Source organism: Raoultibacter timonensis (assembly GCF_022845715.1).
Taxonomy (GTDB): Bacteria; Actinomycetota; Coriobacteriia; order Coriobacteriales; family Eggerthellaceae; genus Raoultibacter; species Raoultibacter timonensis.
On record NZ_AP025564.1, the window covers coordinates 3,324,784 to 3,337,822 of the forward strand.

Below are 13,039 nucleotides of genomic sequence, written 5' to 3' on the forward strand. Positions count from 1 at the left end.
CATGCAGCCGCGGCAGGGCGCACACCCCTTGACGGGCCCTTTCGTCCGAAACGCCGTACGACAGCGGAGCCTTCGCGCCCGAAGGCGCGAAGGCTCCGTCCAAACCAGCCTAGTTTTCGCTTCTCCGTCGTGCCGCGAAGACGATCGCACCTGCCAGCACGATCAGGAGGCCCAACACTCCGAGCCCGATAAGCGAATCTCCCGTAACGGCCATGCTCGCGCCCTTGCCCGTCGCAGAACCGGAACCGGGGTTCGAAGACGGTTTGGGATCAGCGGGATCCGGCGTGGGATCCGGGTCCGGGTCGGGCGGCGTCGGCCCCGGGGGAACGGGGCTTGCCTCCCATTTCGCAAAGTAGGCCTTATCTTCGCGATCGGCGTTCGCGAACGATGCTACCGGCGCTCCGGAATGATCCGCACCTTCGTACCAGGCAACGAATCGATACCCCTCTCTCACGGGCTCCGGAAGCGTCGTCGTTTCGGCACCGTACGCGTACTCCGACGGCTCGAGGGAGCCGAGCGGCGTCACGCCGTCTTCGTCGAAGTAGCGGATGGCATAAGCTCCCCATTGCGCCGCTACCGCGGCATCGCCCGCAAGCGTAAGATATTCTACACCGCGGTTCGCAAGCGCGCTGCCATCGTCGCTCCAGCCCTTGAACGGCTCGTCTGCGCGGTCGGGCAGCCGATCGGGCCACTGGAGGTACACCGTCGCGCTCGAACCGGGAAAGGCGTACATATCCGCAACGGTATCGCCGGTTAGGGGATCGGCCCCCGACGCTTCCGCGTCGTTTTTATACAGCACCGATCCGCCGTTGGGATCGACGACGAGTTCGTGGTTCGCACCGCCGCCGTCAACGCCCACGGTAAGCTTGCCCGATAGCGTCAGAACCGCTCCGGCTGCAACCGTCGCCGTCGAACGGTCGGCTGCGGTGCTCTGCAGCAGCAGATGGTTCTTCATGGTGAAATCCTGCAAGAAGCTCACCGTCCCCGAAGGCCCTGCGCCGATAAGCACTTTATCGCGGTCAGCATCGTCCGAAAACGACTCTTCTCCGACATCGAGGTTAACCGTAGCCCCTTCGGAAGCGCCGCCCGAAGGCGAAGCCGGATCGACCCACAGGTCGTGGCCCCGGTTCTCGCCCGATGCGTTGCCCGCAAGCAAGCCCGACTCGATATCGAGCGTAGCCGTCGCAACGTAGGCGCCGCCGCCCTTGGCTTTTGCTTCGTTGCCCTCGAACGTTGCACCTTCGATCGTCGCGCGCACGGCAGTGGCGCCTGCGTTGCCGGCCCCCGTAGCGTAGAGCCCCGCACCGTTCGCAGCGCCGTTGTCCTCGATGCGCGCCGTGGCGGCGAACCGCAGGTCGAGCGTAGCGGGCACCGCTGCCGGAGTGTAGTTCCACGGCCATCCGTAGAAAACGCCGCCGCCGAGGCTTCCCGCCTGGTTGCTCGATACCGTGCCCGCAATCGTGCCCTGCGAAAACGCCGTCAGCGCGACACCGCCGCCGTCGGCGGCGACGTTTCCGCTGACGAGCGATCCTTCGAGCAGCGAAAGCTCGCCCTCGTTCGTCACGTGGATTCCGCCGCCCCTGCTGGTTGCCGTGTTATCGTTCACCGAACCGCCGATGGAGACGGAGCCGCCGATGGCGAACGCGCCGCCGCCGTTGACGGCGCTGTTCGAAGCGACGGAGCTATCCTTCGCCGTGGCGAGCGAGCCGTCTGCCTGGATGAAGAAGCCGCCGCCGTTATGTCCTGCCGTATTGCCCGACACCGCCGAGCCCGGCTCCATGGCAATCGCCGAATGCGCCGCCATGGCGCCGCCGCCGCGCATAGCCGCGCGGTTGTCGGCTACGTTTGCGGCTGCACCGAACGTCGCATCGACCGACGAAAGGTACAGGCCTCCCCCGCCGAGCCCGTCCTGCCCGGTCTGCTCGTTGTCGGATACCGAAGCATGCTCGACGAGCGCCTGCATGCGCACCGTATCGGAGCCTTGCAAATATGCACCGCCGCCGTTCGACACGGCCTCGTTCGCTTCGATCGCGGCACCGCCCGAAAGGCCGAATGAGCTCGTTTCGGTAGTCGCACGATAGTAGAGGCCGCCGCCCGTTCCCGACGTGTTCGATGTGATCGACGTTCCATCGATCAGGGAAAGCGCGCTCGACGCACCGGGCGCCCTCCCGATGAGCCACAGGCCTCCGCCTTGCGTGCCCGACCCGTTGCCGGCAACTGCCGTACGGGCAAACGCCGCATCCAGAGCGCCGTCGGCCGCTACGTACATTCCGCCGCCCAGATCGGATGCCGAATTGCCGGAAACCGTCGCGTCCGTGACGATGAGCCCGAAAAGCATCGGGCTGTCGCGATGGTATATGTATGCTCCGCCTCCGGTTTTCGCCGTGTTGTTCGTCATCGACACACCGGTGAGCGTGAGGGAATCGCGCGGGTTGCTGCTCGCAAGGTAGAATCCGCCGCCCGCGTTTTCAGCGTAGTTGCCCGAAAGGACCGCGCCCGCAATCGCAACCGGCATCGTCGACGCCGTTCGCGGGTTGACGAACAGACCTCCCCCGTGCGTCGAGGCCCGGTTGCCCGATATCGTTCCGGCAACCGAAATCGAATCGTCGGCGCGCGTCGGCCTGACCACCACCCCGCCGCCGTTGGCCGCCGAATTGTCGCGCACCGTCGCTCCCGACGCCATGGTAAACGAGATCCGCGACGTGCCGGATGCGCCCGTATAGACGTTGACGCCGCCGCCGTCACCGCTCGCGTTGTTGTTCGAAATCAGAGATCCGCTTTCGAGCACGAGGCTGCCCGCGGTCATGTTGACGCCGCCCCCGCCCCCGGCCGCCCGATTGTTCGCAACGGTTGCCCCCGCCCCGATCTCGACCGAGCCGCCGATCGCGTTGATCGCGCCGCCGTTGCCGATCGAGTAGCTGTTTTGGAACAGAGCTCCCGAACCGAGCCTTACCGAACCGTTCGTCAGGTAGACGAGCGAGCGGGCCCCGGCAATGCCCAAACCGTCCACCCTAACGTTCTCGAACGAAAGGCTGTTGCCGTTATCGATGCGGAACAGGTAGCCCGAGTATCCCGCACCCCGCTCGAGCGCAAAGGAGCCCGCCGGCGCACCGCTGCCGTCGATCGTCAGGCTTTTAGCGGTAGCCATGCCCATGCTCACCTGGCTGTCGATGGCTATGTCGGCTTTGAGCTGGATGGTGCTTCCGTCGGGAGCCGACGAGATCGCGTTTTTCAGCTCGGCGAGGGTCGACGCCTCGTTCGCGCTCAGAAGCGACGCCCCGTCTTCGGCAGCGTTATTCTCGCCGGCGGATCCCCGTTCGTCCGAAAGCAGCGCCGCGGCGCCCTCGCCGACAACGCCGTTCTCTCCTGCAGACGCGTCCCCGGCATCCGATCCTTCGGCCGCCTGCCCGTCCGCCTGGTCCGAACCTTGCTGGGAACCTTCGGAGCCGCCCTGCCCTTCGGCCCCGGCTCCCTCGCCCGACCCCTCGCCTGACGAGCCGGATTCGCCCGAAGCGTTCCCGTCGTTCGCATCGGCACCGCCGATGTCGAGAGAGGCGGCACCCTCGCTTCCGGCATCGGCCCCGTCGCTTCCGCCGGCATCGACCGCAACCGGCGCAGCAAACGCTTCGGCAAGGGCGATGCCGCCGAGCGTACCCGGCACGCCCGCAAGCGAAAGGGTCAAAACGAGCGCGAGAGCCAACGCGATCGCCCGTTGCGGCGCTGCTGCCGCTTTCTTTTTTATATCCATGCGCATTCCCGTCGCACCTCAATCCATATGCTATGTAATTTGTTACAATATAACATAGTATATTTCGATGATACGATTGCGCAGGGTTTGCGTTAAAAAATTCATAACTTGATACGTAATGCAGGTAGAAGGCTTTGGCAACCGTCCGCTCCCGTTGCCTTGGCAAGCTGCGCAACGACGTGCCGTCCCTGCCGAGTGCGAAGGAGCAAGACAAAGCGGGTGCCGGCTAAAAGGCATCCGAGCAGCCGCAGAACAGAAAAGCGGGCTAGAAGATCAGCGGCGCGGGTTCAGCCGTCGAACCGATCGAGCGCGTCGAGCAGATCCTGCTTCGAGTGCACGCCCACCTTGCGGTAGATGTTGCGCGTATAGTTGCGCACGGTGTTTTCCGAGTAGCTGAGCTGCTTCGCGATGACGCCCCTGCTTCTCCCCTGCGCAATCAGGCGCACGATGTCCACTTCGAGCGCACTGAGTCCGAACGCCTCGCCGAACGAATCCAGCGTGCCGTGATCGCGGGCGACCCCCTCTTCGACAAGGGGCCCTGGCGAATGGCGCGGCAGGGCCTTGAGCTCGTAGGCGAGCGGTTGCGTTATCTGGGGCTGGGGGCGCAAAACGAGCACCATCTCGATCAGCACGACAAACGCCATGCAGATGAGCAGCCACAGGCTGTGATCGAGCGTCGGACCGACCACGTACACGATGATGCGCCCGATGCTCATCGCGAGCAGGGAACCACCGTAGACGATGCCGTATACGAGCGCCGTATCCCTACGGGAATGCCGCCCGATCAGATAGATGAAGAAGACGAGCGGTATGTAGAAACAGGTGATGGCGTTCGTTGCGAAAAACGTCCCGATCTCTTGGGACCCGGGCCATCCGCTCATGAGAAACCCGATGCAGGCTATCATGATCGCGTTCTCGAAACCCCAATACGTCGAGAGCCTGAAGCCACGGCCCCTCACGAGCACCCACCACACGGCAAAGACGATGCAGGCAATCACGAGAAGCTGATGGACGGAACGCACCGTTTGCGACAGCTCGCGGATGCGACCGTCGGGATAGCCCAGCGCCAAGCCGAGCAGCAGCGCGTACAGGAAGAAGGCGATGACGAGCTGAAGGATGTAAGGGCGATACCGATCGGTGTAGACCGTATCGCACTTCGCGACCGCAGGATCGCCCCGCTTATCGAGAATCGCCATGGACTGCCAGTACGCGATCACCGAGAGGGCGGGGATGAAGAGGTTGAGAATGCCGACGACCTCCGCGCTCAAATAACCCGCCACCAGCGAAAGAAAGCACGACAGGGCCAGGCCGCCTGCCGCATAGAGAAACGCTTCGCCCGGCTTGAGGCGCTGCAGGAAGAACACCCAGATGATCTCGCCGCCCACGAGCCCCATGCCCCCCACGACGAAGCGTGCCACCTCGAACGTCACCGTGCCGAAAAACAGATCGACCAGATAGAACACACCCGACAGCGTCATGAGCACAAGCCCCGACCACACGAAGATCGAATGGGCACCATGCGAAAACCGCGTTCGATACGACAGGAACAAAAGCAGGGCGATAACGCCGACGCGCACGATGTTGGCACCCACCGTCACATACCCGTAATCGGCCGAGAAATGCAGGTTGTAGAAGTTGTACTGGTACCACAGCCGCATGAGTCCCATACCGAAAAAGGCAATGGAGAGACCAGGCAGGAACACTGCCTTGAAGTCTGCGAACGACCCCGTATGCAAATCGGGATCGGTATCCGCCTGTTGTGACCGCTTCCTCATGCGCACCCCCGAAGAAGGGATTATAGCATTGGCCCGCCGCGCTTTTCCTGGTTCAGCGATATCGTTGCTCGCACGGTCGGCCCTCTGAACTGCGGTTTTTGAAAAAGGTACATTTTGGACACCGCGAGATACCTTTCGAGCCTATCCTGGCGCAGCGCTCGATCCTAAGCTGGCCCGAGCTCGTGCACTCGAGCAAATGTACAATCGGAGCCCGATTAACGGGCGAAAGGAGGCAGATGATGCCAGGGAGTATAAGCCGAAGGACGTTCGTGCAGGGCGCCGCCATGCTCGGCATATACGGGGGACTGATGGGATTCGGACTGACCGGATGCGCGGCGAAACCCGAGGAGCAAGCTGCAGCGGCCTGGAAGGCCGGAACGTATAGCGCCGACGTAGTCGGCCACAACGCACCGTTCACCATCGACGTGACGTTCTCCGACACCGCCATCACGGCGATCGATGCCAGTACGAACCAGGAATCGCTCGGCGTGGGTGCCTACGCACTCGAAGACCTGACTGCGAAAATGATGGAGTACCAGACGCTCAACCTCGATGCGGTCACCGGCGCCACCCTCTCGAGCATGTGCTTGCAGCAGGGCATCAAGGATTGCGCCGAACAGGCAGGCGCGCTCAAAGACCTCGAAGCGAGCCCGGCGCCCGAAGAGGAGATCGCCGATACGTACTCCGCCGACGTATGCGTTGTCGGCGGCGGCGGCGCGGGACTCGCTGCAGCGATATCGGCAGCCCAGGAAGGAGCGAAGGTCGTTGTCGTCGAGAAATGCGGCATCACCGGAGGCTCCACCAACGTCTCGGAGGGCGCGCTCAACGCGGTCGACCCCGAGCGCCAGGAAAAGCAGGGCATCGAAGACTCCGTCGATACGTTCTACCAGTCGACCATCGAGGGCGGCCACAACCTCGGCGACCCGACGCTCGTCCACTACCTGACGGACAACGCGCTCGATTCGGTCCATTGGATGGAATCGCTCGGCGTGCAGTTCAAAGACGAAGTGGGCTCGGCGACCGGATCGCTCGGAGAGCGCAGCCACTACCCCGCAACCCCCTCGGGCAACACCTACATCCGCTCGTTCGTTTCCTACATCGAACAGAATTCCGACACCATCACCCTGCTCAACGAGATGCAGGTTACCAAGCTCGTAACCGATTCGAGCGGTGCCGTAACCGGCGTGGAGGCAACGCATCGCGGCACGAAGCCCGTCACCGTCGAAGCGAAGTCGGTCATCATCGCCACCGGCGGCTTCGGGGCGAACGTCGAGTACCGCCAGAAGGTGAACACCGGCGTATGGTCGAGCGTCAAGCTCGACGACACGATCGGCTGCACGAACATCAAACCCTGCGCACAGGGCGAGGGGCTCGAACTGGCCGAGGGAGCCGGTGCCGAACTGATCGGCCTTTCCGACATCCAGCTGCATCCGTGCGGAACGCCGGGCACGGGCCTCATGGAAGACATCCGCACGTCGGGTAGGAACCGCGTGTTCGTCAACAAGGAAGGATCGCGTTTCGTGAACGAGGGCGCCGAGCGCGACAAGCTGTGCGAGGCCATCTTCGCGCAGCCCGAATCGACGTACTGGATCGTAGTCAACAAGGTGCGCTACCCTTCCGAGACCGAGCCCGATGCAAACGGCGCGACCATCGAGAACATGCTCTCCCTCGGCCACATCGTCAAGGGCGAGACGATCGAGGATCTTGCCGAGCAGACCGGCATGGACGCAGCGAAGCTGCAGGCCTCCATCGATGCGTACAACGCCGTGGTGGCAGGCGAAGCCGAAGACGAGTTCGGGTTCAAGGCCGGCAACACCGCCGACACGCAGCTGACCGAAGGCCCCTGGTACGCCTGCAAGAAGGTTCCGACCGTCCATCACACCATGGGCGGCATCAAGATCGACGTGGACTGCCACGCACTCGATGCGACGGGGGCGCCGGTGAAGAACCTGTACGCCTGCGGCGAATGCACGGGCGGCATCCACGGCAGCAACCGCCTCGGCGGCAACGCCATCGCCGACTGCATGACGTTCGGCAGAGTCGCCGGCAAGCAGGCCGCGGCGAACGCGGGCGCCTGATCGATCGGCGGGCGAACACGAGCATATCCTCGCACGCAGAAGGATGGGCGGCCGAAACCGCCCATCCTTCTTTATTCCCTCGGATGTGCTTGCATCCGCTACCGACGAGAAGCCCTGCGCTTCACCGCTACAACCGCTAAGGCGCAGAGGGCAAGCACCATGGCGGCCCCGATCGCAACGAAGACGGGCATGGCTGCATCGCCCGTAACCGCCGCGGCACCGCCTTTGGCGCTCGGCGCCTTCCCCGGTATAGGATTTGCAGGATCGTCGGGGTCGGCGGGATCGGCAGGATCGGTCGGATCCGTCGGATCAGGCGGCGTCGGATCGGCGATCTTCTGGTTCACCACTTCGCCGATGCTGAACGAAAGCGTCATACGGTCGAGCGTCACCCGGTACACCGCATCGCTCATCGTGTACCCCTCGGGAGCGGTTATCTCCTTGACGAGATAGGACCCTTGATCCATGTCCGCAAACACGACCGAGCCGTCCGACCCGCTTTCGGCGGTTTCGAGCGGATCGTCCGATTCGGGATCAGCCGAAGCGGGCCAGATGCCGAACACGGCTCCGGCGAGCGGGGACGTTCCGTCGGTTTTCACGAGCGCGACCGACCCGAGGCTGAGCGTGTTGGCAACTTCCCCGAGATCGACGGAAAGCTGGGAGTTGCTCACGATCTTCGCCGAGTACACCGTATCCACCGCATCGTAGCCGTACGGTGCGGCCACCTCTTTGACCTGGTAATCTCCGCTCGGCATATCGGCGAAGGCCACCACGCCGTCTGAGCCGCTCTCGACCGTCTTGAGCGGCGCGTCGCTATCCGGATCGGCAGAAGCGTGCCAGATGCCGAACTCGGCCCCGGCAAGCGGAGCTCCGCTTTCGTCGACCTTGGCAAGCGTGACGGTTCCGTCGAGCGCGTTCGCCAAACCCGCATCGACATCGGTACGCGCTTGCCCGCTCGCAAGGGCGAGCTCCTCGGTATCCCACGAATCTTTGAGCTTCGAGTCGTTCTCGGCTCCTGCGCCGCCGGCCGCATGGCTCGTCGGAATGTACCCGTCGAGCGCGTCGACCCCGATCTTGTAGGTGCCCGGTTTGAGGCCCGTGAACGAGTAGCGCCCGCTTTCGCTCGCTGTCGCCGTGCCGGCAACCGAAGGCGCGCCATCGGTCATGCGGTACAGCGTGACGTTCGCGTTCGGAATCCCCGTCTCATGGGAATCCTGCAGGCCGTTGCCGTTGGAGTCCTCCCACACGTAGTCGCCGAGGCTCGCCTTCTTGTAAAAGCCCCCGTCGATGGCAAGCGGATGGGTTTCGGTAGCGAGGTTGACCGTCGCGCCGACGAGGTAGGTGCCGGTGCGCACGAAATCGCTATCGACGGATTTGTCGGATCCCACCCGATAGCCCGTTACCTCGAAGTTCGACGGCATGTCGACCTCGACGCGGTACCGCTCGGGCAGAAGCCCATCGAATTCGTAGCGCCCATCGTCGTCGGTTTCGGTCTGTGCGACCAGGCTGTCGTCCCAGTCGTAGAGGCGCACGGTCTTCTTCGCAAAGACGGGTTCGCCCTCATCACGCACGTCGTTTCCGTTGTCGTCTTCCCAGAGGATGCCCGCGAGCTTCTCGGTAGCAGCGTTTTCGCTGATGTAGAAGCCCGATTTGTGCGGCTCGCCCGGAACGATGTAGCCGCCTGCATGCTTGCCGCCCGCCGAGATCGCGTTCCATCCGACAAGCGTCGAACCCGAATCGTTTTTCGGAATGGTCACCTGCAAGCGGACGCCGAACGATTCGGTGGCGTTAAGGCCGTCGGTCTTCACGAGCTTGACCGCCTTAGCACTCGCGGGAAGCGTCGAAGCACCGTCCCACGGAATCCATGTCGCACCCGACGGAACCGTGAAATCGGTGAGTTCGACGAGGTTGGTGGCCGGGGTGGCGTCTTCCGAATAGTACAGCTCGCACGATGAGGGGAGCGCGCTGCCGTCGGCGAGTGTCATGCCGTCGACCTGCAGCTGCACGGTGCTCTTCTTCGCATTGGAGGTGAGCGTCATCTGGTCGCCCACCAGGGGAAGCATATCGATGATACGCACTTCTTCGAGATTGGTCGATTCGGGATTAGTCACATCGAGCGAGTAATAGCCGGTTGTCGCACCCGACGAGGTGTCGACGGTCTGGGTCAGGGCGTAGTCGGCTCCATCGAGCGAAGCGAGCTTCTGCGGATTCATGCCGAGGCCGTTGTCCACGGGGTAGTAGTTGCGGTACGTTGCCCCGAATCCGTCACCCGATGCCGCATCGATGATGGCCCAGTCGGCCCCTTGGTTAAGCCACCAGTTATCGATGACGCCGCCGCCTGAGTACAGCTGGGTCGGATCGTCGCTCGCCACGAGGTAGCGGAAGTATGCGCTCGACCCGATACCCGGCTTCGCAATGCCCTTGAGACCGATGCCGTACTGGGTCCATGCGCTTGTGATATCGCCGTTCCATTCGACCTTGACGAGCTGGTAGCCGTTGTTCGCCGTGGTGACCGACCACGTGGCATCGGGGAAGCGACTATCGAGCTCCACATCGAGAATCTCGATGTTCGGATCGACGATCAGATACGATACGGCATCGCGCAGCACCGAGTTCTGGATGTAGTGGCGGATGTTGTACGTCAGTTCTTCACCGGGAACGATGGGGTTGGGCGACAAGGGGTTCTCATGCCCGGCTATGCCCACCTGGGGGTTGTTCGCCACGACGTTGGTAGTTGTGGTGCGCGCGTTCTTCACGCCCTCGTCTTCGATGGGCGCATACGACGGGCTGCCGGGAAAGCGGATCTCGCCCGTCAGGTACGCGCCGTTGGTGAGCCGGTTATCGTCAAAGGAAGTGCCCGAAGCCGTAATGGCATCGGTCGAGGTGCCGAGGATCCTGATCTTCACCGGGCTCGACCCGGCGGTAACCTCGTCGCCCGTCGCGCCGAAGAACTTGAACTGCACCTGCGTGACGAAATCGCCTGCCGCCAGGCCGAGGTCGTCGATGTTGACCCTGCCGTTGGCGCTCGGGGAGCCCGCGCTCTTCCAGGTGCCGGGATCGGAATTCGTCTGGTAGAGCATCTGGGTGCGCACCGTTTGCCCGTTGACGGGATCGAGAACAGCGTAGGGAGTCCACGTTACCGTCCGATACTCGACGGCGTCGAAGAAGTCGGTCTCCCCCGCGCGAATCGGATCGTCGGTGAGCGTCGCGTCCCTCATGTCTGCATAAGGGGTGTAATCGAGCTCGAACGTGACTGCCTGCCCGCCCGTACGGTATACCTGATAGGTGGCGTGCTTCATGAAGAAGGCATTCGCATCGGCACCGCCGTTTTCGTGGGAGACGGTTTCGTTGATGAAGCCCGTCTCCTCGATGGGAGTGCCGTCGAAGCGCGTGGCCGTGTAGGTTGCCTTGATCTCGTAGTCGGTCGTGCCGGGTGTCGTCATCGGCGGATAGCTGTACAGGACGGTTATCTTCTCCTTCGTGCCCTGGTTACCGACTGCAAGCGTGCCGATGGGGATCGTAGCGACCTTGCCGCCCAGCCCGTCGTCGACGACGGGATAATCGACCCCGCCGTACGTGACCGAGAGCACCTCGGCATCGCCGGGGAATTCGATCTTCACCGACGCGTCGTTTTGGTTGAGTCCGCCCAGATACGCCTCGCGCGTAAGGTCGATCTCGGCCGTATGGAGAAAGATCGGGTTGATGAGCTGCGGCGTTACCTTCATCACGTCTTCAAGCGGCAGGTTTTGGGGATTCACCTCGTCGGACACCATGCTGTGGGAAAACGCATTCGACGCGGTGAACTCGATCGCGGGCTTGAACGACTCGCTTTCGAGGCTCACGCCCGCGGGAAAGCGGAACCAGCATTCGAGTTTGTGGAGCGATCCCACCGAAAGCTCGCCGCTGTACGCAATGGTTACCGTATCGCCCGGCTGCGGGTTAGCAGGCGATACCGTGTACTGCCCGTTCGACGTCGGAAGCGACTGGATCTCCACGTTGCTCGGAATGGTGAACGACACCTTCGCGTCTTTGAGTCCCTCGGTCGTCGAAGCGCCGGTGCTGTTGCTGTTCAGCTCGATGGTCATCTTGAAGGCGGCACCCGAAAGCGGATCGACGGGCGTCGTGGTTACCGACCCGGTAAGGTAGGCTATCTCGCCCGCCAAGGGTGCGATGGCGCCCGAGCCCGACGTGGTCGGATCGGACGACGATGCGCTATCGGCCGCATCGCCCGATGCAGCCGAGCCTGCGTCGGAGGCGGTTTCGCCAGCCGCGGAAGGCTCATCGTTCGGAGTCGCCTGATTCTCTTCCCCAGAAGCGGCTTCACGATCATCCGATCCTTCCGCAAGCGCCGCCTCGGAACCGGATGCGGGGCCCGCATCCATGTCCTCCGCAAAACCAAAACCCGATACCGGCACGAGGGACAAGAGCAAGCACAGCGTCACGAGCAGCGCAAGCAGCTTTCCCGTCCCGCGCGAGGACTGAGCGTTCCCGATCATAATCTCTCCTTGTTCATCCGAACCATTTATATAAGTGGTTCTATATTTATGGAAGAGATTATATACATACTTGGTGATTTGTCATCGATTTGGTGACAAAAATCATAAGTAGTTACTGATTAGCACGAACGAGACGGGTCGAACGCCACGCGGCCGAACGAAATCGGCGCGCGCCCCGGACCGGCTCACAGACCCGAAAAGGACTGGAAACGTTTGTTTCCAGTCCAACTATCAGGATTCGGTTTGCTCGCCGGACCCGCCGTCTACGACGGATTGGCACCTACTCCCCCGAAGTCATGAGGGCGTCGATATCAATGTCCTTCTCGTACGTGTAGTACACGGAAAGCGCCATGTTGTTGCTTTCGAATACAGTGTGCGCGTTGCCCTCGGCAACGATCTTCGCAACGTCCGATCCCGGATCGTCAAGATCGCCGAACCGACGTGCGTGCGCAGGGCACGTCGCCACGCATACGGGCTGCTCTCCCAGCGCAACGCGGTCGTAGCAGAACGTGCATTTCTCCACTGTGTTCGCTTTATGATACGGAAACACCGCTTCCTCGTACGCGGTCTCGCCTTCCTCATGGTTCGGCTCGAGCTCGGAAACCAGCGTTCTGGCTCCGTACGGGCAGGCGGTCACGCAGCTTTGGCACCCGATGCAGGTTTCGGGATCGACCAGGACAACGCCCTCGTCGGTCTGATACGTTGCCCCCGTCGGACAGGCCGCCATGCAGAGCGCATCGACGCACTGCATGCAAGCATGCGGCAGATAATCGACTTTCACATCGGGAAACGCACCTGATTCCTGCTCGTTTACGAAGCTGTACCTCACGTTTTTAGAAAGTCCGTTATGCATCGTGCATCCGACGGAGCACGCCCTGCACCCAACGCAGCGATCGAGGTCTATCGTCATTCCATAATGGGTCATTGTTGATTCCTTTCCTCCCG

5 protein-coding genes are annotated in these 13,039 nt (G+C 62.6%); 1 reads left to right on the plus strand and 4 read right to left on the minus strand.

What is annotated here, in order from left to right; translation table 11 throughout:
• Positions 1 to 109 precede the first annotated feature (109 nt).
• On the minus strand, positions 110 to 3,748 hold the full coding sequence (locus tag MWL89_RS13650) for an InlB B-repeat-containing protein (protein ID WP_244386722.1): 3,639 nt from the start codon (positions 3,746 to 3,748) through the stop codon (positions 110 to 112).
• Between the two features lie 287 nt (positions 3,749 to 4,035).
• Complete coding sequence (locus tag MWL89_RS13655; protein ID WP_244386724.1) at positions 4,036 to 5,523, minus strand: response regulator transcription factor; 1,488 nt, start codon at positions 5,521 to 5,523, stop codon at positions 4,036 to 4,038.
• Between the two features lie 236 nt (positions 5,524 to 5,759).
• On the opposite strand from MWL89_RS13655, the gene MWL89_RS13660 reads away from it, so the two are divergent.
• Positions 5,760 to 7,601, plus strand: a complete 1,842-nt coding sequence (locus MWL89_RS13660) for a flavocytochrome c (protein ID WP_244386726.1) — start codon at positions 5,760 to 5,762, stop codon at positions 7,599 to 7,601.
• Positions 7,602 to 7,699: 98 nt separating this feature from the next.
• On the opposite strand, the gene MWL89_RS13665 is transcribed toward MWL89_RS13660, so the two are convergent.
• Positions 7,700 to 12,094 carry an SdrD B-like domain-containing protein gene (locus tag MWL89_RS13665; protein ID WP_244386728.1) on the minus strand — a complete coding sequence of 1,465 codons (4,395 nt, stop codon included), beginning with the start codon at positions 12,092 to 12,094 and terminating at the stop codon, positions 7,700 to 7,702.
• Positions 12,095 to 12,374: 280 nt separating this feature from the next.
• Positions 12,375 to 13,019, minus strand: a complete 645-nt coding sequence (locus MWL89_RS13670; RefSeq protein ID WP_102379907.1) for a 4Fe-4S dicluster domain-containing protein — start codon at positions 13,017 to 13,019, stop codon at positions 12,375 to 12,377.
• Between the last annotated feature and the right edge of the window lie 20 nt (positions 13,020 to 13,039).